Raw genomic sequence first — 23,629 nt, 5'->3', positions numbered from 1 at the left:
TACTAAAGTGTGAAAATGGAGCGGGAAACGAGGCTCGAACTCGCGACCCCAACCTTGGCAAGGTTGTGCTCTACCACTGAGCTATTCCCGCATACTTACACTATTTTGCGTTTAACCTTCGACCGATAAACGCTAGACTAAGCTACAACCTATTAAAAAGATTGGCGTCCCATAGGGGGTTCGAACCCCTGTTACCGCCGTGAAAGGGCGGTGTCCTAGGCCTCTAGACGAATGGGACAAAAACATAATCTTGCTGTGTGAGCGGGTGCGTATATTACTGTTACTAATCTTAAAATCAACAGTTTTTTTCATTAATTTAGGCCTTGTTGAGAAAAACCTCTTTAAAAATCAATATTAAGGAAACATGTATGCTGAACAAATCCACTATTTTAGCTCTTTCCATGTCGACTTTGCTGTTCGCTGGCTGCACCACAACACACTATATCAGTGTGGAACCAAAAGCTGAGATTGAAGCCAACAACTTGACCAATGATCGCGTTATTAAGGTATCAACTAGCACCAAGCTAACGAATTCTGTTGGGTCAATCACCACAGGGTTAAATGAACATGCCGACATATATACAACGAACGATATTAAAAAGAGCGTACAACAAAGCATTGTTAACGGTCTTAAAGCAATGGGATTCACACCGGATCAAGGTGTTTTGCCAGCCGCCGACCTAAAAGTAAAGATTACTAAGATGAGTTATCAGACCAAAGTGGAAACCTTTAAAACCATCGCCACTTTAGAATTTGAATTAAATCTCGTGCTGGCCGCTAAAGGTCAAACGTATAAAGCCAATTATGGCTCACAGAAAGTTCGTGAATATGGCACCATGCCTTACCAAGAAAGTATTCAACAAGATATGAATGAGCTGGCTAGCCAAACCGTCACTCGATTACTAAAAGATCAAAACGTCATCACCTTGCTTAAATAGCCAAAACAAAGCTTGATTAGCGAAGAAATGGGCAAGCCAAGTACTTGCCCATTTTATGGACATATTAATGGTGCTTTTCAAAAGATGACAAACTGGCCAATTACGGCTTCTCATCATCCTTGTCTATAAAAGATAAGGATGCTGAGTTTACACAGTAACGTAAACCTGTTGGCTGCGGGCCATCTTCAAAAACGTGCCCTAGGTGAGCATCACATTGTTGGCAAACAATTTCAGTACGACGCATCATCCAAGATACATCTTCAATTTCGCCAATGTTATTGGTGTTTCCATCATAAAAGCTTGGCCAACCTGACCCCGAATCGTATTTGGTGTCGGAAGTAAAAAGCAACGCGCCGCAACAACGACAATGATACTCCCCTTTCTCGTAAAACTTTTCATACTTACCGGTAAAAGCGCGTTCGGTGCCTTTTTTTCTTACTATGTTAAACACCTCTTCAGGTAATTCTTGCTGCCACTCTTCTTCTGTCTTTACTGTTTTTTTACGGCTATCTGACTCAGTCATCTTGAATGCTCCCAAGTTAGGTGTAAAGTTATTGCCTCAGCTACAACTAAGGACAATTTGGTGCAAATTCGTAAATCCAACAAACTCGCAAATATCTGTTATGAAATTCGTGGTCCCGTTCTTAAAGAAGCCATGCGCATGGAAGAAGAAGGCCAACGAATTTTAAAACTCAACATTGGCAATCCAGCGCCCTTTGGTTTTGAAGCACCAGATGAAATCCTAGTCGACGTCATTCGTAATTTACCGACTTCACAAGGCTACTCTGAATCAAAAGGCTTATTTTCTGCGCGCAAAGCCGTCATGCAGAAATACCAAGCCATGGGCATAAAATCCGCAGACGTTAACCACGTATGGATGGGGAACGGCGTGAGCGAACTCATTGTCATGGCCATGCAAGCACTGTTAAACGACGGCGATGAAATTCTCATACCAGCCCCTGACTACCCTCTTTGGACTGCTGCTGCCACCCTCTCTGGTGGTTATGTTAGACACTATATGTGCGACCCTGGTTCCGGTTGGCAACCCGATATTAAAGACATACGTGCCAAGATCTCTAATAAAACCAAAGCCATTGTGGTTATTAATCCCAATAACCCAACGGGCGCAGTGTATGAAAAAAGTGTCTTACAAGCCATTATTGATCTAGCAGATGAACACAATTTACTTATTTTCTCTGATGAGATTTACGATAAAATCCTTTATGACGAAGCGCAACACATTCCCACCGCAACATTAACCGAAGGACGCATGCCTTGTGTTACTTTTGGCGGCTTATCAAAAGTGTATCGCACCGCAGGCTTTCGTTCTGGTTGGATGACCATCACCGGCGATCGCAGTAGGATAGGCGACTTTATAGATGGCATTGATATTTTAAGCTCGATGCGTTTGTGCGCCAACGTACCCGCACAACATGCCGTGCAAACCGCGCTGGGCGGTTATCAAAGTATTAATGAGCTTATTACCCCAGGCGGTCGCCTATATGAACAAAGGCAAGTTGCATTTGATGTTTTGGACTCTATTCCTGGCGTGAATTGCCATAAACCTCAAGGTGCCATGTACTTATTCCCTCAACTCGACCCCAAAGTGTATAACATTAAGAATGATATGGATTTGGTGCTGCAGTTCCTCAAAGAAGAAAAGGTTCTTATTGTACAAGGCACGGGATTTAATTGGCCCACCCCGGATCATGTGCGTTTTGTGTTTCTTCCTCATGTTGAAGAGCTCACACCTGCAATGGAGAGATTTGCCGCTTTTTTGCAGAGATTAAGACGTTAAAATCCTTAATCTGGTATCTTGAAATAATCCTTCAAACCCCTACTATGCTCCTTACCAGTCTTGTTAGGAGCATAGTAAAATGCGTATCATTCTTTTCCTTTTGACCAACCTTGCTGTCATAGTCGTGGCAGGCATAGTGTTGAGTCTATTAGGCGTAAATGGCTATATTAGCAGCAATGGCTTAAATCTTTCGTCCTTGCTGATTTTCTGTGCGGTCTTTGGCTTCACCGGCAGCTTTATCTCGCTATTTTTATCCAAATTCATGGCCAAGAGAGGCTCTGGCGCAGTGGTGATCGAACAACCACGAAACCACAAAGAAGTTTGGCTATTGGACACAGTGAAAGAACTGTCTAATAAAGCTGGCATCAAGATGCCAGAGGTGGCCATCTTTCCATCTCACGATGCTAACGCCTTCGCTACCGGTTGGAATAAAAACGACGCATTAGTAGCCGTATCGAGCGGCATGCTAGATCGCTTTCCACCCGATGAAATCAAAGCCGTTTTAGGGCATGAAATTGGTCATGTAGCAAATGGCGACATGGTGACCTTGTCTCTTATTCAAGGAGTGGTAAACACTTTCGTTATGTTCTTTGCACGGATCGCAGCTTACGCGGTAGACCAATTCCTTCGCCGAAACGACAACAATAGCTCGGTTGGTTTTGGTTACTACATTGCAACCTTTGTGTTTGAGATTGTATTTGGCATCTTAGCGTCCATGATCGTTATGTGGTTCTCACGTTTCCGTGAATTTCGTGCCGATGAGGCTGGCGCCAAGCTTGCAGGTAAAGGCGCTATGATTGCCGCTCTAGCGCGCTTACAGCAAGAGCATGAAGAATCACACATGCCAGATTCTATGTTGGCGTTCGGCATTCGCCAGGGTAAACGTCCAAGTTTAGGCGAGCTATTCTCAAGTCATCCACCTATTCGCGATCGCATCCAAGCCTTACAAGCCCTATAAGATCAATATCCGCCATCAAAAACGCCAGCAAATTTGCTGGCGTTTTTGATGGCTATTCATCACTATTTCTTGGCCTGCAATGTTTCTAATATGTAGGCTATCAAAGGAATACCACCTTCTTTAGAGGGGGTGCAAAAACGTATGCCATAAACATAAAAATATTCCACTCCCATACGGGTTAGAAATTCATTATCCACCATACTGGCCTGCACTTGCTCAAGCATTTGAATTTCCTGAGATCGAATCTCACAATCCAATTTCAATAAATGGGAATAATTGCCAATTTTTACGTTACACGCCATTTTCATGGTCTGATTCACCGAACCAAAATCTTCTTTGGAAATTAGCTTGGCACCACCATAACTTAAGTCGGTAATAATGGCCGATGACACGTTACCAATAGAGGTATCACTACCATCTCCTTCCACATTACAAATCAAGCGAGTCTCAACCCGCACTGCCTGACGGACTTCAGAGGCTTCAACGTAACTTGGGTAAGCAATATGTAAATGCGCTGCAGGCTCCAAATAGCTTTTTGCCACTTTACTGGAAAAAGCACATACATGAGTACTCAGCATTAAACGCAGATTCACTACTTGGCTGTCGCGGACCAAAATGTTTTTTCCGTTTAACCTTGGGCAAGAAAGAATCAAGGAAACACCAGGTATATTACCTAGTACTTTCACCATATGCCGACCCGGCGGGGAAATAAACTCAATTTGCACACTGGTGCCAATCGGCACATCAAGGTCTCCTAAATCGACCTGCATTACTCCAGCCATGTCCTACCTTAATTCTCTGTTTATCATTGATTGAAACCAACTGCGTTCAAGCTGGACTGCTCAGACGGATGGTGAGCTTGACAAGTATTAAATTCATCCCGCTCTACATAGTTTTTCCTGAGCCAATCAAATATGTTCTCTTTTGTGTTCATACGATACTGAAATCGTAAACGCGCATCGTCTCTTGCCACATCATAAATGGCATGCATGCTTCTCGCCAGCATTTCTTCTTTACACAGCCTTGCATTAAGCTGAAGGCGTTGCAAATTACCTGACGTCACCGCGTCTTCTACACTGAATTGCGCCTCTAAACCAAAGCATTTGCACAAGGCTTGATAAACCATCCAGGTGCCCTTTTCACGGCCTTGTCGACTGTAACCGGCTATATGCGGTGTAGCAATATCAGCAATACTTAGTAACTCTTGTGAAATATTAGGTTCGTTATGCCAGACGTCCAACACCAAGTTAAGGTCGCCAGAAAGCGCCCCAAAACGTGATAACAAAGCGTCTTCATTGATAACACCACCTCGGCCTGCCGATATAATACTGCTACCGGCCTTGATCTGAGCAAACTCATTTTCAGACAACATATTCAAAGTAGGATATGGACCAGACTGAGTCATTGGTGAATGCAAGCAGATAACATCACACGCTAGTACCTCTTCTAATTCAACGAAATTAGCCTCTCGTGTCAGCGTGGGATCATCTGCCAACTTCAAAGGATCATAGACACACACCTGACAACCCAAAGCAGCAAAACGTTTATAAACAGTACGCCCCACATTGCCAAAACCTATCACAGCAATGCTCGCAGATAACCAAGCCACCCCTTTACTCAAGTATAGAGAACTCAATGCACTGAACACATAATCGGCAACGGCATCAGCATTACAGCCTGGAGCGCTGGCAAAGCTAATATTTTGTGACCGCAGATAAGCCTCATCGATATGATCCACCCCTATGGTGGCGCTGCCGACAAATTTCACCTTACTATCAGCCAATAAGCTCGAATTCACCTTGGTTACCGATCTTACCAAAAGCGCATCTGCGTCTTTAACTTGCTGGGGCGTCAAGTCTCGACCACTCACTAAGGATACCTCTCCCAAATGGGAGAAAAGCCGTTTTACATTCGGCATATTTTCATCAGCAACGATTTTCATATTCGTGTTTTAAAAACTCACTAAAATCAACATCGGGATGGCGTTTCGCCAATAAAAATCGTGCATAAATCTCCGCCCTTTCAGGCAGGTTTTTATTTTCGATATAGGATTGTACTTGCTGCATGACCGCCTTACGAAAAGGTGAAGCATCGTAATCAGGATAGGCCAAATTATCGACACTGACGTTAAAAGGCATACCAGCTGACCAGTGCAAAATACATTCAACTGCTTGCGGCTTCACTTCAACTTGTTCAAATTCTGCTTGCTGAGTTAAGTCTCGGCTGTCGGTTTCATACCAATAACCATAATCTTCAAGCCGTCTTCTTTGCGCACCTGCAATACACCAGTGACTTACCTCATGCAAAGCACTAGAAGCATAATCAAGACGGAACAATATCTTTGCCGGTTGATCGCCCTTAGCAGGCAAATACAAAGGCTCATCAGCATTACCAACCAAGCAGGTTTGGTAAGAATGCAAAAAACACTGATTAAAAGCCAATACCATTTGGTCAACAAGAGCCAAAAATCCAGTCTCCAAAAAAGTAGCGATTATCACACAAAAAAGCGCCATGTAGAATGTCTACATGACGCCTTTGAATCTTTTACTACACCTTATACCAATAATTAACCGCGATAATAATTGGCTGCCACAAAAGGCATTTTAGTTTGTGTTAATGCAATCATTTTACCACGCATCTGTGCAAAAATAGGTTCATCAGCGACCAGTACCTCTAGATCAACATAGCCCATCAAGATAGGCTTCTCCAAACTAGGTGAGAAACCGCCACTGGTCACTTTACCAACTAAATTCCCCGCTTGGTTTACCAACTCAACCCCTTCACGAATAGGGGCACGACCTTCGGCAATAAAAGCAACGCGTTTTTTACTTGGTTTATCAATAAACTGCGGCAAAATCACATCCGCACCCAAGAAGCCACCAGCGCGCGCCCCCTCTGTACGACGGACTTTTTGAATGGCCCAGTTCAACGACGCTTCAACTGGCGTTGTTTTGGTATCAATATCATGCCCATACAAACACAAGCCAGCCTCAAGGCGAAGCGAATCGCGCGCGCCCAAACCAATCCACTCCACTTCAGACTCAATCAACAAAGCCTTTGCTAAGGTATCCGCCTGCTCATTTGCTACAGAAATTTCGTAACCATCTTCCCCTGTATAGCCCGAGCAACTCACCCATAATTCAATCCCTTGCCACACAAACTTAGTGCTTTGCATGAAAATCATGTTAGCGGCCTCTGGCACCAAACGTGCGAATACCTCACGCGCTTTAGGCCCCTGTAAAGCAAGCAAAGAACGATCATTTAAAACCACCACCTCAGAAGTGACTAAGCTTTTCTTTAAATGATCAATATCTTGATCTTTACAAGCAGCATTCACCACCATGTAAATTTCATGCCCCCAGTTAGCGAACATCAAGTCATCTGAAATACCGCCACTTTCTGTGGTAAAGATACCGTAACGCTGCATGCCTTGTGGCAAATCAATCACATCAACGGGCAAAATAGCCTCTAACTCTTGCTTAACCTTCTCGCCCTTTAGCAACACTTGCCCCATGTGAGACACATCAAACAAACCAGCATGTTGGCGCGTCCACAAATGTTCTTTTTTAACCCCTAGTGGGTATTGAACTGGCATTTCATAACCTGCGAATTCAACCATTCTGGCACTGCTAGTAAGGTGCTGCTCATATAGGGCGGTACGTTTCATTTTATTACCTGCAAGATTCTTGTTTGAAAAAGTTTCCAATAGGAAACAGGTTACCGAAAACACAAGCGCCTTGACAAGTACTCGTTTGCTTTATTTAAACCAAGCGCCACATCACAGCGTACGTAAAAGATACTAAATAAAACCGTTCGGTCAAATTAAACTTAAAATCAGTTTTTTGATACAAATGCGTTTTTCATGTTTCCAATTGGAAACTTTTTGATTATGATAAACACAAATTGACGTGAATAGGACAATGACTGACGCTCTAAGAAAGATGATCTTTTTTCATCACCTTAGACTGCCAAAGTGTTATTATAGTTAAGACTCATTGTCTTATGGGCATACATGTTTATTTAAGAGGATATTTTCCATGGCCAACACCGAAGCCTTTTTCAGTCAAACGCTTGCTGAGCGTGATCCTGAGCTTTATGCAACCATTACTGAAGAGCAAGAACGTCAGGAGACTGGCATTGAATTGATCGCTTCTGAAAACATCACTTCTAAAGCTGTATTAGAAGCGCAAGGCTCTGTGCTAACCAATAAATACGCTGAAGGTTACCCTAATCGTCGTTATTACGGTGGCTGTGAAGCGGTCGATGTTACTGAACAATTAGCTATAGATCGTGCTAAGCAGCTTTTTGATTGTGAATTCGTTAACGTTCAACCACACTCTGGCGCGCAAGCCAACGGTGCTGTTATGTTGGCTTTGCTTCAACCAGGTGACACCATCATGGGTATGTCTCTGGACGCCGGCGGTCACTTGACTCACGGTGCCCCACCAGCACAATCTGGTAAATGGTTTAACGCCGTTCAATACCAAGTCAACCCAGATACCCTACTGATTGATTACGATGCAATCGAAGCGCAAGCACTAGAATGCAAACCGAAAATGATCATTGCTGGTGGCTCTGCTATTCCTCGTATCATCGACTTCAAACGCTTCCGTGAAATTGCCGATAAAGTCGGCGCTTATTTGTTTGTTGATATGGCCCACATTGCAGGTTTGGTTGCTACTGGTGCTCACCCTTCTCCACTGCCACATGCACATGTTGTGACAACCACAACACACAAGACCTTGCGTGGCCCTCGTGGCGGTATGATCTTGTCTAACGACTTAGACTTAGGTAAGAAAATCAACTCAGCGGTTTTCCCGGGTTACCAAGGCGGCCCACTAATGCACGTGATTGCGGGTAAAGCCGTTGCCTTTGGCGAAGCATTGAAGCCTGAATTCAAAACATATATCGATCAAGTGGTTAACAACGCCAAAGTACTTGCTGAAGTGATTATCGAACGTGGTTGTGATGTGGTTACAGGCGGAACGGATAATCACCTAATGCTGGTTGACCTTCGTCCAAAAGGCATCAAGGGCAACATGGCTGACAAAGCGCTTGAACGCGCTGGTATCACCTGTAATAAAAATGGCATCCCATTTGATACCGAAAAACCCATGATTACCTCTGGTATTCGTCTTGGTACACCAGCGGCTACGTCTCGTGGTTTTGGCGAAGAAGAATTCCGCAAAGTTGGTCACTTGATTAGCGACGTAATCGATGGTCTTGTGGAAATGCCCGAAGGCAACCCAGAAGTAGAAGCGCGGGTACTGTCTGAAGTCAAGGAGCTTTGTAAGCGCTTCCCACTTTACCGCTAATAACACCATACCCAAGTGTCTGCACACTTGGGTATTTTTTTATGAGGCTAACAACCTATGAGCACTATCCCAGAAAATTTAAAATACGCTGATTCTCATGAATGGGTTTTGGATAACGGCGACGGCACAGTCACTGTCGGCATTACTGATCATGCGCAAGACTTACTTGGTGATGTTGTTTATGTTGAACTACCAGAAGTGGGTGCTGCGGTAACAGCAACAGAACAGTTCTCTTTGATTGAATCCGTCAAAGCGGCGTCTGACATCTACGCACCAATCAATGGTGAAATAATCGAAGTAAACCAAGCTTTAGAAGATGCTCCAGAGTTGATCAACGAAGCGCCTTTTGAAGGTGCTTGGATTGCCAAAATCAAGATAAGCGATGCCGCTGATCTTGATAAATTATTGGATGCTGCGGGCTACGCTGAATCCATCGAATAATCTTTTCAAAACGCACTATCAGCGCTCTTTATTTAATCTAATACAGGGCGCACATTCTCTACTCTCTTCTAAAACAGGTGACAGAACTATGACATCGTGCATCCGCGATTTGTTGAATCATGACGAATTCATTGCTCGCCATATTGGCCCTGACACAAATGAAAAAGCAAAAATGCTTAACAGCATTGGCGTTGATAGCCTTGAACACTTGATTGAGAAAACGGTTCCTGAAGCGATTCGTTTGGCCAATCTGGACATGAGCACAAAAGCCATCAGCGAACAGGATGCCTTAGTTGAATTAAAAGCCATTGCCCAGCAAAACAAAATTACCCGCTCTTTTATCGGCATGGGTTACCATGATACCTATGTACCTTCACCTGTTTTGCGCAACTTACTCGAAAATCCTGGCTGGTATACGGCCTATACTCCTTACCAGCCTGAGATTTCGCAAGGTCGTTTGGAAGCCTTGCTTAACTTTCAACAAGTCATCATCGACCTAACTGGTATGGAAATCTCTAACGCTTCTCTGTTAGACGAAGCGACCGCTGCCGCAGAAGCCATGACCTTGATGCAACGTTCTAATCGCAAGAAAAGCAATTTACTCTTTGTGGCCGACCATTGCTTACCGCAAACCATTGATGTCGTGAAAACTCGTGCTGAGCTGCTGGGCATTGATTTGGTTGTAGATGATGTTGAGAAACTGGCCGAGCATGATGTATTCGGTGCTATCGTCCAATACCCAGGCCTAGACGGAGAAGTAAAAGATCTTACACCAGTGATCGAAAGCGCCCATCAACAACAAGCTTTGCTAAGTGTGGCAGTAGACCTATTGTCACTTGTCTTACTAAAATCGCCAGGCGCCATGGGTGCTGACATTGTCTTTGGTAGCGCGCAGCGCTTTGGTGTACCAATGGGCTTTGGCGGACCACACGCTGCTTTCTTAGCGACGAAAGATGCTTACAAACGCTCCATGCCGGGCCGCGTCATTGGTGTTTCTAAAGACAGCCACGATCAACCTGCACTGCGAATGGCCATGCAGACTCGCGAACAACATATTCGTCGTGAAAAGGCTACTTCCAATATCTGTACCGCTCAAGCCTTGCTGGCCATGATGGCGAGTTTTTATGCGGTTTATCACGGCCCTCAAGGCTTAAAGAAAATCGCTTCTCGTGTTGCCGGCTTAACGCATCTTCTTGCTCGTCAATTGCAAGCAAACGGCTATGGCGTCAATGCCAGTCACTTTGATACCTTGGTAATACAAACAGGCGATAAGACACAAAGTGTTTATAACAAAGCGCAAGCACAATTGATGAACTTCTATCGTACGAGCGACAGCAGCCTGTCTATTGCCCTGAACGAAACCACCAAAGCGCAAGACATTGTCGACATCCTAGTCTGTTTTGACATAGTCACAAATCTAGAAAGTATTGCCAACATGACCATCAGCTTTGGTATTGCCGACGATCTGTTACGTCAAGACGAGATCTTGACCCATCCGGTTTTCAATAGCCATCACAGTGAAACCGAATTGATGCGCTACATGCATCAACTGGAAGTAAAAGACATTGCCTTAAACCAAAGTATGATTCCATTAGGCTCTTGTACCATGAAGCTCAATTCAGCTTCCGAGATGATCCCTGTCACTTGGGCAGAGTTCGGTCGTATCCATCCATTTGCTCCAGGCGATCAAGTCGTTGGTTATCATACTTTGCTGAAAGAACTGATTGCCATGCTGTCTAAAGCCACTGGTTACGATACGGTTTCTTTACAACCTAACTCTGGAGCGCAAGGCGAATACGCGGGCTTGGTTGCGATTGATAAATACCACAAGTCTCGCGGTGATCACGATCGTGATGTATGTTTGATTCCAAGCTCCGCTCATGGCACCAACCCAGCTTCCGCAGCGCTTGCTGGTATGAAGGTGGTGATAGTCAAGTGCGATGACAATGGCAATATTGATCTTATGGACCTTACCGAAAAAGCCAAAAAACATGCTGATCAATTAAGTTGTATTATGGCGACTTACCCTTCAACTCATGGGGTATTTGAAGAACACATTCGCGAAGTGTGTGACACAGTACATCAATACGGTGGTCAAGTTTACATCGATGGCGCGAATCTGAATGCTTTGGTCGGAATTGCCCCTCCAGGCAGCTTTGGTGGCGATGTGTCCCACCTAAACTTACACAAAACCTTCTGTATTCCACACGGTGGTGGCGGCCCTGGCATGGGCCCTATTGGCGTGAAATCACACCTTGCACCTTTCCTGCCAGGACACACAGTCAGTCCAGTTTTGGACATGATAGAACAATATGGTGCAGTATCCGCGGCCCCTTACGGCAGTGCTAGCATTTTGGTTATCACTTGGATGTACATCAAAATGATGGGAGATCAAGGTTTAAAAGACGCGACTTATAACGCCATCCTGAACGCCAATTATGTAGCTACTCGCCTAGGCGAACACTACCCTGTGCTTTATACAGGTAAAAACAATACGGTTGCACACGAATGCATCATCGACATTCGTCCTTTGAAAGCAGAATCAGGTATTTCAGAAGAAGACATTGCTAAGCGTTTAATGGACTTTGGCTTCCACGCGCCAACCATGTCTTTCCCTGTGGCTGGCACGCTGATGATCGAGCCAACAGAATCTGAAAACCTTGAAGAACTGGATCGATTCTGCGATGCCATGATTCAAATTCGTAAGGAAATCCGTAAGATTCAAGCAGAAGAGTGGCCTTTAGAGGACAATCCGCTTGTCAATGCCCCACATACCGCGGCAAGCTTATTAGCTGACGATTGGGCTCACAGTTATAGTCGCGAAGAAGCGGCTTATCCATTAGCATGGATCAAAGCGCGTAAATATTGGCCACCTGTTGGTCGTATTGACAATGTTTACGGAGATCGCAACCTGTTCTGTGAATGTCCACCTATAGACAGTTATGAATAGATAACAACAAATCAAAAGTGACAACATTCTTATCCAATAACGAAACGAGCCAAATGGCTCGTTTTTTGAAATGTCATTGTTTTCACATTAATGCCTGTGATCCCAACTATGCTCTATCGCAAAGGTGACCTACATAGAGTCTCAACCCAGCTAATTTAGCTGCTGTTTTCCATTAATAGTGATGCGCCAAGTGCATGAAAATAGAGCCGAAATGCATTACCAATTCGCTCTCTTTGTTCACCTTGAGGATAAAGCCCTCTTTGAGTATCAATAGAATACCGAGTCCCCCGTACTAAAAATGGATTGGTCGGACAGGCATCCTCCACAAAGGCTTCAAAAGATCGAGCACATAACTCTTCAGGTTTCGCATAGTACAAAATCTTATATTCTTGATCGGCTTTTTGAGAGGCCCGGAAAAGCTCACTTGGCTCATTTCCAGCCTCATTCAACATAACAGCTTTAAAGCAGTCAATTAAAGCAAGGTTCAATGGGTGCTTCACTGTTTGCGTCATATCGGTAAGATTCAACCATTGGCGAGAGGCGAAACTCATAGCCGATGCATCTGGGTACAATTTATCAGCAATGTAATGATCAAAGGCATGAAACCATTCATGAGCCAGACTGCCCGCCCCGGCATTTTTCGCCAATGCCAATTGCCTTGTAGCTGGTGTATAATGCGCTGCTACACCTGGCTGACCTCCTTTGCCATATTGCAGACCTAACGTACCACGTAAAGAAATTATTTTTTCTGGCCCCTGCAGCACTGCCATTAAATCCAACAAAGCTTGATAAAAATTGATCGCCGCTCTATCTCTTTCGTAAGGCGTTACCCAACGGCCCATTTCAATACCGCGAAAGTCGAACTGGCGACGTATAGCAACAAAAGAAATGGAAGCTTCAGGAGAATGGATCATTTATACTTTGGTCGTAAAATAATTGAATGTTAATCTGCCTATAAATATAGACGATTAATTTGTTCAAGTTTAGCCCTTCTAACCCGCTTAAGTGTTGCTGCTTGCTCTGCAATTTGCACATTTAACTTGGCAATCGCTACTCTGTTTCCTTGAAACTGCTGGATTTGCTCCTCTTGCCAGTCAAGCAATCGATCAAATTCATCCTGATAGGCCTCTTCCACTTTGGTCAGGGCAATGTGCAGGTCAAGATTTAAAGACAAACCTTGCTCATCTCGCTGCTTAGTGACTGCATTGAAAGTTTGCTGCCAGTAAAATGAAGGTAGATCGTCCTCTTGCCCTCTGCTTTCATTGCGACTATTAGCCCATGTTTTGCTTCTGACATCTACAAAAGAAGGTGTTATTTCATTATTAGGTTCGGCGGTGCCAGCAAAACCAACTGGCGCCATAACCAATAAACAAGTCGCAACAAAAGATCTCAGTTTTTTTAATGTCGGCTTAAACATGCAATGCGCCTTAATACTGCATAAGAAATCCCATTAAGCCTGAGCAAACATAGAGCGGCAAGACTCAACTATGCAAATGCACAATTGAATCTTATCTGTAAAGCGGTGACGGTAATTGCGATTCAGCTCTTAATTAAGTATTAAGAGAAAAACGAAAACAACTCGCTCACTCATGCTCCCTTAATACAACGGAGTAAGCGAATGATTCATCAAAGATTGCCATTCATCATCTAACGGTGCTTCAAAAACCATTTTCTCTCCATTAAGTTCAATCACCAAACGCGTTGCATGAAGGCACAAACGTTTAAAACCAAGCGCCTTACTCGCTTTCAAATCTTCTGTTGGCGAATACTTTTCATCACCCACAATGGGATAACCCGCATGTAGAGTATGAACACGTATTTGATGTGTTCTCCCCGTTACTGGCTCACACTCAATAAGACTGTGGCCTTCAAACTGCCGAACCAGTTTAAACAAGGTTAAACTCTCTTTTCCGTCTGTGTGGACTTTTACAACACGTTCGCCTGACTTAAGCTCATTTTTTAATAGAGGAGCATTCACCTGCTGTTTACGCTTAGGCCAACTACCATAGACTAACGCCAGGTACGTCTTCTGCACGCCCTCTTTTTCACGCAATGCTGCGTGAAGCTCTTTTAAAACAGAGCGTTTTTTGGCGATCATAATTAAACCCGAGGTATCGCGATCAAGACGGTGCACTAATTCGATGAATTTTTCCTGTGGTCGCATTTGTCGAACCACTTCCACCAAACCAAAGCTCAATCCACTACCGCCATGTACAGCAAGCCCTGTCGGTTTATTTATAACAAGCAAGCCTTTATCTTCATAAACAATGCGTGACTCAATGTCATTTTTTAGTCGATCAGGCAATGCTGGCTTTTTTGACTCAGGGGCAATCACAATGGGCGCGATACGCAGCACATCTTCATTCTGCAAACGGTAATCTGGTTTGATTCGCTTTTTATTGACTCGAATTTCCCCCTTCCTTAATAAGTTATATATTTTGCCTTTGGGAACACCTTTCAAAAAAGTAAGAAGAAAATTATCAATCCTTTGTCCGTGATTGTTTTCATCTATTGTAACGTAACGAACCGCTGGACGTTCTGTTATTTTTTGTTCTAATTCGGACATATGCAAAGATTGGTTTCCTTTATAATTGAAGCACTTAGTTTTTACTGTTATATTCACATTCGCAAAGGGTAAGAGGTAACAAAACGCCTCGAAGATAAGATGCAAGAAATGAATGAAACTGCCAAAGCGACACTTTGGCCCTATCTTACCTCTGTAACAGTTAATCTTAAATATTAAACCGCATGATTCGGAAAAATCCGCGTCAGTGGCAGGAATTTCATTAAATTGCTCAACCACGCGTTAGCGTTGTTTGACAAAAAGGCAAAGAAACGAGACCAGTTAAAGAGACTATTTGGTAATTATCGAGGCAGCGACCGCTACAAGCGTTTAGTTAGAAATAAATGAGTCATTGATTCATCTCGCCGGACAAAAACTGAATGATTTGCTCTATAATGTTGAGTCAGATTGATTAATGCTTGCCCTGACACTGCTGTGGCTATATTCGTATCAGCTAACAGAGTTCACATACACAATGATTAGAATGTTAATAAATGCAACTCAACAAGAAGAGTTGCGTGTTGCCTTGGTAGACGGTCAGCGTCTATACGATCTTGATATCGAATCCGGCTCTCGTGAGCAAAAGAAATCCAATATATACAAAGGTAAAATTACTCGCGTTGAACCGAGTTTAGAAGCGGCCTTCGTAGACTTTGGCGCAGAGCGCCATGGATTTCTCCCACTCAAAGAAATATCCAAAACCTACTTCTCTAAAAAAGTCAGCAATGAAGGTCGCATCAATATCAAAGACGTGATCAGCGAAGGCCAAGAAGTTATTGTTCAAGTTGATAAAGAAGAACGAGGCAACAAAGGTGCAGCCCTAACGACTTTCGTCAGTTTGGCTGGTCGTTACCTAGTATTGATGCCAAATAACCCACGTGCTGGTGGTATATCTCGTCGTATCGATGGCGATGATCGTTCACAATTAAAAGAGGCCATGTCTGGCCTCTCTACTCCTGAAAATGGTGGCTTGATTGTCCGTACTGCTGGCGTTGGCCGTTCTACGGAAGAATTACAATGGGATTTAGATTATCTAGAAACCCTTTGGGCCTCTATCACAAAAGCGGCAGCGGAAAAACCTGCGCCCTTCTTAATTTATCAAGAAAGTAATATTGTTATTCGCGCCATTCGTGATTATTTACGCGAAGACATTGGTGAAGTACTTATTGATGAAAAACAGGCTTACCAAGATGCAGTAAACTTTGTGATGCAGGTGATGCCGCATTTCAAATCCCGCATCAAGCTTTATACTGACTCCACCCCTTTGTTTAACCGTTTCCAAATCGAAACGCAGATCGAAACGGCTTTCCAGCGTGAGGTCCGCCTGCCTTCTGGTGGCTCAATTGTTATTGATCCAACAGAAGCCCTAGTCTCTATCGATATTAACTCAGCACGTGCCACCAAAGGTGGCGACATCGAAGAAACGGCACTGCAGACCAACTTAGAAGCGGCCGATGAGATTGCTCGTCAATTACGTCTTCGTGATATCGGTGGTTTGGTCGTTATTGACTTCATTGATATGACGCCAGTACGCAACCAGAAAGAAGTGGAAAACCGTATGAAAAATGCCCTAGAGGCTGATCGTGCGCGTGTGCAGTTAGGCAGAATTTCACGCTTTGGATTGTTGGAAATGTCTCGTCAGCGTTTGCGCCCTTCTCTTGGCGAGACCAGCGGCATTGTATGTCCTCGTTGTAACGGGCAAGGCTTCATTCGAGACGTAGAATCTTTAGCCTTATCCGTACTTCGTCTTATTGAAGAAGAATGTGCAAAAGAAAGAACCGCACAAATACGCGCAGTATTACCCGTTTCTGTCGCCACCTTCTTGCTAAATGAAAAACGCACCAACATCGCTAAAATTGAAAAACGTAACAGTGTGCATATCATCCTAGTACCAAATCCACACATGGAAACACCTCATTTTGAAGTGGAACGTATTCGTGATGATAACTCTGTTATCTCTCAAAATGACACAAGCTACAACTTAGTAGAAACACCTGAACAACCTCCTTACGAGCCAAGACAAGTTAGCGAAACAGTTCATCAGCAAGCTGCGGTTACTAGCATTGCACCTAAGGCACCTGCTCCTGCACAATCGGCTTCAGCGGCAAAAGCAAAGACCACAAAACCAAGCTTGTTAAAACGCATTTTAATGGCTTTATTTGGTGATGCTTCTGGTCAAAAAACCAATAGCAAAAATAACAAATCAAAAGCCAATACGAATAACTCGAAGAATCGTAACAACAAGGGTAAAAACAATCGCCCTAACCGCAACAAGCGTAATGTGAAGCACCAAAGCAATGAGCGCGATGATGCTGCTATGCAAGAGAAGCCACGCTCAACTCGTCAATCACGTCGAGAGCAAGCTGAGGCTGGCAACAATAACAGCAATAAGAACGGTCGTCGTAATAATCGCTCTAACCGTAATCATCAAGACGGCAAGGTAGAAACACAAGAACAAGCGAAAGTGTCTCGTCCACCAAAAGAAGTGCCTGAGGTAAAAGAGCGGAAACGTGATCGCAATGAAAATCGTCGTCGTAACGGTAAGATAAAAAATGAAGCTCAAGAAGCCGCCAAGCGACTAGAGGTAGAACAAGCCACTAAAGCGGAAGCAGTAGAACAAACGCAAGCTGACCAAGAGTCGACTATCGCAAATCCTCAAGAGGATACTCAGCCTCGTCGTTCTCGCCGCTCTCGCCGCTCTCGTCGTCCACAAAACAATGAGAATACAATTGAAAGTAATAAGGTTGAAAATAACCTAAGTGGTGAAACAGACATTGCCAATGATACCTTAATTGCATCAGAAACAGTTACCAGTGCGGATATCACAGATGAATCTGCCAAACCTGTAAAAGATGAGTTGTATACACAAGATACTGACGTTGCTTCCGCCGCCCTTGATGTATTAGATGAAAATGCCAACAAGGATGATATTCAGCCAACAGCAGATCAACCACTAGATGCAAGAGCAGAAGAAGCCGAAATAGAAATGACTGAAAAAACGGAAGAGAAGGCAACAGCTAAGCCCAAAATGTCCGTTAAAGCTCAAATAAGCACTGATCTTCCTTCAACTCTGCCTGAAAGCGAAGTTGTAGAGCAATCAACTACTCAATCTGATCATGCGGATGTGTCTGAAGAAGAAATACAACCGGCGACCACCTCTTCTCAGGAAGTTGAACAGGCTGAAGAAATAGATAAAATCGAAGTACAAGCTTCTGTGGTTGAATCAAGTGCTGACAGTGTTACTGTGGAAACACAAGAAAACAAACTTACATCAGAAACAGTAGAGCAAGAAGCAAACAATAGTGAACCGCTTGCTGAAATTGAGCCGACTGAAGTAACAACAGATGAAAGCAATGAAGTTACTACTAAAAAGGTTCGTGTCGCGCGTCGTGGTCGTGGTAAGCCTGCGATCAAACAAGTAACCGAAACGGCAGCCCCAGTAGAACTGCCCGCAGCTATTTTGGCTCAACAGGAAAGGTTTCGCCAAGAGCAAGAAGAAAAACGCAATGCATCTGCCTCTCGACGCCGAGCATCAAAAGGCCGTGTTAAAAATGACCCTAGATTAATGCGTGAAGAGAGCCAAACGGCTGAAGAAAGTATCGAATCAAATTAGATTCGTAGGATGTAATATTTTCTTCCCTTAAAGAGCCCGCCTTTGCGGGCTCTTTTGCAGATATATAGACTTTTAATCAACGGACTGATATTGATATAAAAAAGGATAGGTAGACTGAATGATCATTGATTTTTCTCGTTTTAAGGATTGGACACTGGTAGGCGATTTATTCGGTGGTGCTACCACAGCCATCGTTTCCCTGCCATTGGCATTGGCTTTCGGTGTCGCCTCTGGAGCTGGCGCAGAAGCAGGTTTATGGGGCGCTATTTTGGTTGGCTTTTTCGCTGCGCTGTTTGGTGGCTCAACCAGTTTAATCTCAGAGCCCACAGGCCCCATGACGGTTATAATGACCGCCGTACTCACCAGCATGATGGCCGCTAGCCCAGAAAGTGGTTTAGCCATGGCCTTTACGGTCGTTATGATAGCCGGACTTTTCCAAATTACCCTTGGCTATCTTAAGCTCGGAAAATACATCACCCTCATGCCATACAGCGTCATATCAGGCTTTATGTCCGGTATCGGCGTTATCTTAATTATCTTGCAACTTGCTCCTTTCCTTGGACACCCATCACCTCCTGGTGGTGTTGTCGGTACACTCACCGCACTACCAAATCTATTAATGAACCTGAAATTTTCAGAACTTTTCTTAGGTTTGTTAACCTTAGGAGTATTGTTTTACTTACCCAAGAAGTGGCGTCGTTTCGCCCCACCACAGCTCATTGCATTAGTGGTTATTACGTTAATTTCTATCATATTATTTGACACAAACGATGTAAGGCGCATTGGCCTTATTCCATCAGGCTTGCCTTCCATTCACTGGCCAACATTTGAATTTCCAGTGATTATGGAAATGGTCATCAATGGCTTAGTACTCGGTACACTGGGTTGTATCGATACCTTACTAACAGCTGTGATTGCCGATAGCTTGACCCGTAAAGAGCACGATTCAAACCGAGAGCTGATTGGTCAAGGGGTGGCAAACTTTGTTTCTGGCTTATTGGGTGGCTTGCCTGGTGCAGGCGCAACAATGGGAACTGTCGTAAACATTCAAACTGGCGCCAAATCCCCTCTTGCAGGTATAACTCGTGCGCTAATATTGCTCTTAGTCGTATTAGGAGCCTCGCAGCTGATTAGCCCAATTCCAATGGCGGTTTTGGCCGGCATCGCTCTGTATGTGGGGATAAACATTCTTGACTGGAGTTTCTTAAAACGCGCTCATAAGGTTGCCCTCTCACCTACCATAATAATGTATGGCGTCATGACATTAACCGTCTTTGTCGATTTGATGGTTGCTGTTGGCATTGGTGTTTTCATTGCAAACATCATGACCATAGAAAAACTTAGCCGCTTACAATCAGGTAATGTAAAAGCCATTAGTGACGCAGACGACGACATACCACTTACCGAGGCTGAAAAAGGCTTATTGGATAATGCAAACGGGAATGTCTTGTTGTTTTACCTTTCTGGACCAATGATCTTTGGTGCAAGTAAAGCCATCGCTAAACATCATAACCGTATTCATAACTACAAAGCCGTGGTTTTAGACCTTAGTGCTGTTCCTATGATGGACTTAACCATAGGCCTTGCTTTGGAAAACGCGATTAAAGATGCTATAGACGCCAACTGCGCTGTGTATATTTACAGCCCAAATGGGCAAACGACCGAACGCCTGGAAAAACTTGGCGTCATAAGTCGTCTACCAAGTGATGCTTTCTGTGATTCTCGTCTTGAAGCACTAAAACAGGCTGTTGAGTGTATATCTACTAACCAAATCGATTAACATTTGACCTGAAAAACACATTTTTCTTACAAGTTGAACGCATTTTTAAGACCTGAGTTCGATAGATCATCGAACTCAGGTCTTTTTCAAACACATTAAATCAACTTGCCATAGATTGATTTTTTACACTCACAGTGACTTTTCGTTGAGTATTCCTATCCACTAATTCCTGAAACGACTTTGTTCCTGCTATGCGCTCCATACCGAAAGAAGTAAAGTGCTCTTCAGTATAATTTTGTTTAGCTAATAATGGATTCGTATATATCTGAGTAATAGCATCATATGCAACCATTGCTGTTTGTAGCTCACCAGTCAAAGTTAACTCACTATCTTCTGCAAACAAGCCAACAGTCAGTTCTAGCTTATCAATATGGCCATACAACCTCTCTAGCTCCTGATTAATGCTTGAACTAAGTGAAAGCTCTTTGAAGGAAGGTAATCTTTGCAGTCCAAATTTCTCTCTATAATCATTGTAAGATCTCAATTTCCAATCTCGTCCCTTATTAATCATCGCCTGTTCAGCAGGCATCAAGAAGGCTGGAACATTATCAAGCGTTATCTTTCCTGCGGCTTGCTGAGTGGCTGCCTCAAGCAAATTACTTAACCCTTCTCGCGTTAACAAAGAAAAATTTTGCACAAAACTTTCACTTCGACCTGAAATGTCGAACACATCAGGTACTAGGCCATGCCATCGATATAGAAGATTAAACTCTGCGGCGATCCAAGGCTCTCGATACCAGTCTTTTTTCTCTACATAACTGGGATCCATAATTAACACGTCAACCCCAGCGATATGATTTACATAGTCTTCTATGACGAGTTTCATTAACACGACTGTATTAATGATTCGCGCGGTATGAAACAGTCGATCATCATCCCAACTAGGATTCAAAGCCGACAAATTATCGCAAATATTATTATGTTCCCTTAAAAACACAGTACTCATAACCATATGGCCAACGATAGAATTCCCACGCTCTAAACCTGTAGCAAACAACTGAGTCTTTTGCTCAGTAGTTAAATCACCGAAAATCGATTCCATCCAATCTTTATCCGCAATGTAAGGCAGTCTTTCATAACACTCTTTGACTTGCCATTCTCCTTTATCATTTAATTCACCTAAATAATCTGGATACTCTTCACCATCAATAATTTGGCTCTTTAATTTACCTTTGCTTCCAGAACGAAGCATTAGAGCGACCTCTTCATTTGGACCATAAATTTGAGCAAGATCGATATTATGATTCGACGTTGTCTTTCTAAAATCAATATGATCTGAACGAAAAAAACCATCTGTAAACCATTGAGCAAAAAACATAAAAAATACTGAAGATCGCCCTTCTTTAAACCCATTTTCACGCCTAAATAATTCAGTAACTTGTCCAAATGGATATTCCTTTGTTCCATCATTAGAAGGTAGGCCTTTTATAAAGCTGTCTTCGGCAGGCGATAAATGAAGGTCAAAATAAGATTTATTAGTAACTGTATGCCAAGTTAAATAAGAACTCGGCGGCTGATTTTTCTTATCAACAGGCGACCATAGGCTATAGCTGTTCGGTCTTGCCGTAGTGGCCGAAGCCAATTGATTCGATACAACCTTATTAATTAAACGAGCAACAACGGGAAAAAATTTTACCACTCTCAACAGTCCGATTAATAATGAGCTTTTCATATAACTTTCCTTTTATTTGCTAACTGATAACCTTCATACCCATCTGCACAAGCAGTTACTTGATAGTTGAGCTCTTCAAAGCCGAGTTGTAAAAACTTACTGATATGCTGGTCATCTTCAATGACTAAAATTCGCATAGATTTTCTCTTTCTTAGCAACCTCTAAGATTAGCACGCCTCAAGCTTATCACTGCATTACAAAGCTGTAATCTTAGCGCAAGGTAGCTGAAAGCTGAGCCAGATAGACTGGCTATCACTTTCAAAGCAATACTCACTTTAAGAGGAAATGAGTCATATGAAATCTATCATCAAACAATTAGCAGGCGTGTCTCTAGTTCTAATGTCAGGTCTAACCACCGCACAAGAATCGGAACACACTCATACTTTCACCCAGATATCATCTTCGACGGCCATGTCTCTAGCTGTTGCTGCGGTGAATGCATGCGCCAAAGATAACTATAGTGTGACAACCACTGTGGTCGATTTATCAGGGCGTGTACTGGCTCAGCTTGGAAACAACAATGCGACCACACACAGTCTTGAAAGCTCACGTCAAAAAGCCTTTACCGCCGTTAGCATGAAACGAACAACAGAGAAGCTAGGCAATTTAATTCAAGATACCCCTGTCCTTAGACCACTACAAAATATGGATGACAACTTGTTGTTCCTAGCTGGCGGCCTTCCATTAACAATTAATGGCCAGATTGTAGGTGGTATTGGTATTGGTGGTGCACCAGGCGGTCATCTAGATGTAGCGTGTGCAGAAGCGGCAATTAAAACAGTGATGAATTAGTGAAAGTTATTGGAGGCCCTAAGATGCGGCCTCCTGTATTTAATTGAAAACTTTAACGGCGATTTAAAAGGCCCGTATTAAGCTCTAAGCTGTATTATCACTTCAACTTCTTTCACTTCTTTCACTTCTTTAGAAGATTCAACCTTAACGTGAACTTTGAACTGAGCTTTCTCTGTAATTTATTCTTCTCTTTGTCTAAAGCGCGGACCTTTTGTAAATAGCTCTTTTTATACTCTCCGATAACCTTTTGAATCCCCTGAGCAATCAGTTTAGCCTGTTATAACTCTGCAACGCGTAGCAAGGAGTTTCAACAGCCTAAAACAGAGGTGTCTCTTAATCTGGTAATAAACAGTTTTTCTATTTAGACCATCAGAAACGAGAAAGACTTGACGATATTTATACTCTTGCAATACGACCTGTACTTATCACCTTTCGGGACTTTCACATGATTCCCTTTCATCACAAGACCCACATACCATAAACATGGCGAGCGCCTGCGGCGAATAAAAGCCACTTCTGAATGCCTGTAGCGAAAAAAGTGGTTGGGATCAGGTGGTCCAACACATATCTTTAAAAAAGATTCCAAGCAGCGTAAGCCGCTGACGACCCAGTGACGCAAGGCGTCGCGCTTGGATCTGATTTTATGTTAAGAATGAGGGAGTGAGTTTCCTCCAGACGTAAAAAAGCCCTGACAGGTTATCCTATCAGGGCTTCTTAATTTAAAGCTTGACGACGACCTACTCTCACATGGGATCTCCCACACTACCATCGGCGATGGCGCTTTTCACTGCTGAGTTCGGGATGGGATC

General features: G+C 43.4%; 20 protein-coding genes, 2 tRNA genes and 1 rRNA gene. 9 read left to right on the top strand and 14 right to left on the bottom strand.

Features of this window, described 5'->3' with window-relative positions:
* Window positions 1-16: 16 nt before the first annotated feature.
* Window positions 17-91, bottom strand: a tRNA-Gly gene (locus ACXAH2_RS16725).
* Window positions 92-162: 71 nt separating this feature from the next.
* Window positions 163-238, bottom strand: a tRNA-Glu gene (locus tag ACXAH2_RS16720).
* 130 nt (window positions 239-368) lie between these two features.
* Here ACXAH2_RS16720 and ACXAH2_RS16715 point away from each other — a divergent pair.
* Window positions 369-938 (top strand): YajG family lipoprotein, encoded by a 570-nt coding sequence (locus tag ACXAH2_RS16715; RefSeq protein WP_475080068.1) that lies wholly within the window; start codon window positions 369-371, stop codon window positions 936-938.
* A gap of 100 nt (window positions 939-1,038) precedes the next feature.
* Here ACXAH2_RS16715 and msrB read toward each other — a convergent pair whose 3' ends face one another.
* On the bottom strand, window positions 1,039-1,461 hold the full coding sequence (msrB, locus tag ACXAH2_RS16710; protein ID WP_475080066.1) for a peptide-methionine (R)-S-oxide reductase MsrB: 423 nt from the start codon (window positions 1,459-1,461) through the stop codon (window positions 1,039-1,041).
* 60 nt (window positions 1,462-1,521) lie between these two features.
* Between msrB and ACXAH2_RS16705 the strand changes: the two genes are divergently transcribed.
* Entirely contained in the window at window positions 1,522-2,736 is a 1,215-nt protein-coding gene (locus ACXAH2_RS16705) for a pyridoxal phosphate-dependent aminotransferase (protein ID WP_475080065.1), read from the top strand.
* A gap of 79 nt (window positions 2,737-2,815) precedes the next feature.
* Window positions 2,816-3,694, top strand: coding sequence for a protease HtpX (gene htpX, locus ACXAH2_RS16700; protein WP_475080063.1), 879 nt, complete (start codon window positions 2,816-2,818; stop codon window positions 3,692-3,694).
* A gap of 62 nt (window positions 3,695-3,756) precedes the next feature.
* Here htpX and ACXAH2_RS16695 read toward each other — a convergent pair whose 3' ends face one another.
* From ACXAH2_RS16695 to gcvT, 4 genes are all read right to left on the bottom strand, one after another.
* Window positions 3,757-4,476, bottom strand: coding sequence for a flagellar brake domain-containing protein (locus ACXAH2_RS16695; RefSeq protein ID WP_475080062.1), 720 nt, complete (start codon window positions 4,474-4,476; stop codon window positions 3,757-3,759).
* A gap of 23 nt (window positions 4,477-4,499) precedes the next feature.
* Window positions 4,500-5,636 (bottom strand): 4-phosphoerythronate dehydrogenase, encoded by a 1,137-nt coding sequence (locus ACXAH2_RS16690; protein ID WP_475080061.1) that lies wholly within the window; start codon window positions 5,634-5,636, stop codon window positions 4,500-4,502.
* Window positions 5,620-6,159, bottom strand: coding sequence for an elongation factor P hydroxylase (locus ACXAH2_RS16685; RefSeq protein ID WP_475080058.1), 540 nt, complete (start codon window positions 6,157-6,159; stop codon window positions 5,620-5,622). Before ACXAH2_RS16685 ends, ACXAH2_RS16690 begins: the two co-directional genes overlap by 17 nt.
* A 101-nt stretch (window positions 6,160-6,260) precedes the next feature.
* On the bottom strand, window positions 6,261-7,361 hold the full coding sequence (gene gcvT / locus ACXAH2_RS16680) for a glycine cleavage system aminomethyltransferase GcvT (RefSeq protein WP_475080056.1): 1,101 nt from the start codon (window positions 7,359-7,361) through the stop codon (window positions 6,261-6,263).
* A gap of 370 nt (window positions 7,362-7,731) precedes the next feature.
* On the opposite strand from gcvT, the gene glyA reads away from it, so the two are divergent.
* From glyA to gcvP, 3 genes are all read left to right on the top strand, one after another.
* On the top strand, window positions 7,732-9,009 hold the full coding sequence (glyA, locus tag ACXAH2_RS16675) for a serine hydroxymethyltransferase (protein WP_475080054.1): 1,278 nt from the start codon (window positions 7,732-7,734) through the stop codon (window positions 9,007-9,009).
* Window positions 9,010-9,066: 57 nt separating this feature from the next.
* Window positions 9,067-9,450: a glycine cleavage system protein GcvH gene (gene gcvH, locus ACXAH2_RS16670; protein WP_475080053.1), complete on the top strand. Its 384-nt coding sequence runs from the start codon at window positions 9,067-9,069 to the stop codon at window positions 9,448-9,450.
* Window positions 9,451-9,538: 88 nt separating this feature from the next.
* Window positions 9,539-12,400: an aminomethyl-transferring glycine dehydrogenase gene (gene gcvP, locus ACXAH2_RS16665; RefSeq protein ID WP_475080052.1), complete on the top strand. Its 2,862-nt coding sequence runs from the start codon at window positions 9,539-9,541 to the stop codon at window positions 12,398-12,400.
* A 155-nt stretch (window positions 12,401-12,555) separates the two neighbouring features.
* Here gcvP and ACXAH2_RS16660 read toward each other — a convergent pair whose 3' ends face one another.
* The 3 genes from ACXAH2_RS16660 to rluC all read right to left on the bottom strand — a co-directional run bounded on the left by ACXAH2_RS16660 (window position 12,556) and on the right by rluC (window position 14,966).
* On the bottom strand, window positions 12,556-13,314 hold the full coding sequence (locus ACXAH2_RS16660) for a CLCA_X family protein (protein ID WP_475080051.1): 759 nt from the start codon (window positions 13,312-13,314) through the stop codon (window positions 12,556-12,558).
* Window positions 13,315-13,352: 38 nt separating this feature from the next.
* On the bottom strand, window positions 13,353-13,817 hold the full coding sequence (locus tag ACXAH2_RS16655) for a hypothetical protein (RefSeq protein WP_475080050.1): 465 nt from the start codon (window positions 13,815-13,817) through the stop codon (window positions 13,353-13,355).
* 180 nt (window positions 13,818-13,997) lie between these two features.
* Window positions 13,998-14,966, bottom strand: coding sequence for a 23S rRNA pseudouridine(955/2504/2580) synthase RluC (gene rluC / locus ACXAH2_RS16650; protein WP_475080049.1), 969 nt, complete (start codon window positions 14,964-14,966; stop codon window positions 13,998-14,000).
* Between the two features lie 472 nt (window positions 14,967-15,438).
* Between rluC and rne the strand changes: the two genes are divergently transcribed.
* Together rne and ACXAH2_RS16640 are read left to right on the top strand one after the other, a co-directional pair.
* Complete coding sequence (gene rne / locus ACXAH2_RS16645) at window positions 15,439-18,576, top strand: ribonuclease E (protein ID WP_475080047.1); 3,138 nt, start codon at window positions 15,439-15,441, stop codon at window positions 18,574-18,576.
* Between the two features lie 118 nt (window positions 18,577-18,694).
* On the top strand, window positions 18,695-20,356 hold the full coding sequence (locus ACXAH2_RS16640) for a SulP family inorganic anion transporter (protein WP_475080046.1): 1,662 nt from the start codon (window positions 18,695-18,697) through the stop codon (window positions 20,354-20,356).
* A gap of 100 nt (window positions 20,357-20,456) precedes the next feature.
* Here ACXAH2_RS16640 and ACXAH2_RS16635 read toward each other — a convergent pair whose 3' ends face one another.
* Together ACXAH2_RS16635 and ACXAH2_RS16630 are read right to left on the bottom strand one after the other, a co-directional pair.
* Entirely contained in the window at window positions 20,457-22,028 is a 1,572-nt protein-coding gene (locus ACXAH2_RS16635) for a peroxidase family protein (protein ID WP_475080044.1), read from the bottom strand.
* A complete protein-coding gene (locus ACXAH2_RS16630) occupies window positions 22,025-22,165 on the bottom strand; it encodes a hypothetical protein (RefSeq protein ID WP_475080042.1) in 141 nt (46 codons plus the stop codon). The genes ACXAH2_RS16635 and ACXAH2_RS16630 overlap by 4 nt, the downstream gene beginning before the upstream one ends.
* 157 nt (window positions 22,166-22,322) lie before the next feature.
* Here ACXAH2_RS16630 and ACXAH2_RS16625 point away from each other — a divergent pair, with 157 nt between their 5' ends.
* On the top strand, window positions 22,323-22,820 hold the full coding sequence (locus ACXAH2_RS16625; RefSeq protein WP_475080041.1) for a GlcG/HbpS family heme-binding protein: 498 nt from the start codon (window positions 22,323-22,325) through the stop codon (window positions 22,818-22,820).
* A gap of 121 nt (window positions 22,821-22,941) precedes the next feature.
* On the opposite strand, the gene ACXAH2_RS16620 is transcribed toward ACXAH2_RS16625, so the two are convergent.
* Window positions 22,942-23,085, bottom strand: coding sequence for a DUF2956 family protein (locus ACXAH2_RS16620; RefSeq protein WP_475080069.1), 144 nt, complete (start codon window positions 23,083-23,085; stop codon window positions 22,942-22,944).
* 459 nt (window positions 23,086-23,544) lie between these two features.
* Window positions 23,545-23,629: ribosomal RNA gene (gene rrf / locus ACXAH2_RS16615) — 5S ribosomal RNA — on the bottom strand; the annotation flags it as partial.

This window comes from Marinomonas sp. ABL3_031 (assembly GCF_056161265.1).
The sequence above is the reverse complement of the archived record's forward strand: the minus strand, read 5'-3'. Positions and strand labels throughout refer to the sequence as shown.

What these genes read in the sequence shown, in the direction of transcription:
- ACXAH2_RS16715 (WP_475080068.1), top strand. Translation starts at nt 369, where the DNA reads ATGCTGAACAAATCCACTATTTTAGCTCTTTCCATGTCGACTTTGCTG.
- msrB (WP_475080066.1), bottom strand. Translation starts at nt 1,461, where the DNA reads ATGACTGAGTCAGATAGCCGTAAAAAAACAGTAAAGACAGAAGAAGAG.
- htpX (WP_475080063.1), top strand. Translation starts at nt 2,816, where the DNA reads ATGCGTATCATTCTTTTCCTTTTGACCAACCTTGCTGTCATAGTCGTG.
- ACXAH2_RS16695 (WP_475080062.1), bottom strand. Translation starts at nt 4,476, where the DNA reads ATGGCTGGAGTAATGCAGGTCGATTTAGGAGACCTTGATGTGCCGATT.
- ACXAH2_RS16690 (WP_475080061.1), bottom strand. Translation starts at nt 5,636, where the DNA reads ATGAAAATCGTTGCTGATGAAAATATGCCGAATGTAAAACGGCTTTTC.
- gcvT (WP_475080056.1), bottom strand. Translation starts at nt 7,361, where the DNA reads ATGAAACGTACCGCCCTATATGAGCAGCACCTTACTAGCAGTGCCAGA.
- glyA (WP_475080054.1), top strand. Translation starts at nt 7,732, where the DNA reads ATGGCCAACACCGAAGCCTTTTTCAGTCAAACGCTTGCTGAGCGTGAT.
- gcvH (WP_475080053.1), top strand. Translation starts at nt 9,067, where the DNA reads ATGAGCACTATCCCAGAAAATTTAAAATACGCTGATTCTCATGAATGG.
- gcvP (WP_475080052.1), top strand. Translation starts at nt 9,539, where the DNA reads ATGACATCGTGCATCCGCGATTTGTTGAATCATGACGAATTCATTGCT.
- ACXAH2_RS16660 (WP_475080051.1), bottom strand. Translation starts at nt 13,314, where the DNA reads ATGATCCATTCTCCTGAAGCTTCCATTTCTTTTGTTGCTATACGTCGC.
- ACXAH2_RS16655 (WP_475080050.1), bottom strand. Translation starts at nt 13,817, where the DNA reads ATGTTTAAGCCGACATTAAAAAAACTGAGATCTTTTGTTGCGACTTGT.
- rluC (WP_475080049.1), bottom strand. Translation starts at nt 14,966, where the DNA reads ATGTCCGAATTAGAACAAAAAATAACAGAACGTCCAGCGGTTCGTTAC.
- rne (WP_475080047.1), top strand. Translation starts at nt 15,439, where the DNA reads ATGATTAGAATGTTAATAAATGCAACTCAACAAGAAGAGTTGCGTGTT.
- ACXAH2_RS16640 (WP_475080046.1), top strand. Translation starts at nt 18,695, where the DNA reads ATGATCATTGATTTTTCTCGTTTTAAGGATTGGACACTGGTAGGCGAT.
- ACXAH2_RS16635 (WP_475080044.1), bottom strand. Translation starts at nt 22,028, where the DNA reads ATGAAAAGCTCATTATTAATCGGACTGTTGAGAGTGGTAAAATTTTTT.
- ACXAH2_RS16630 (WP_475080042.1), bottom strand. Translation starts at nt 22,165, where the DNA reads ATGCGAATTTTAGTCATTGAAGATGACCAGCATATCAGTAAGTTTTTA.
- ACXAH2_RS16625 (WP_475080041.1), top strand. Translation starts at nt 22,323, where the DNA reads ATGAAATCTATCATCAAACAATTAGCAGGCGTGTCTCTAGTTCTAATG.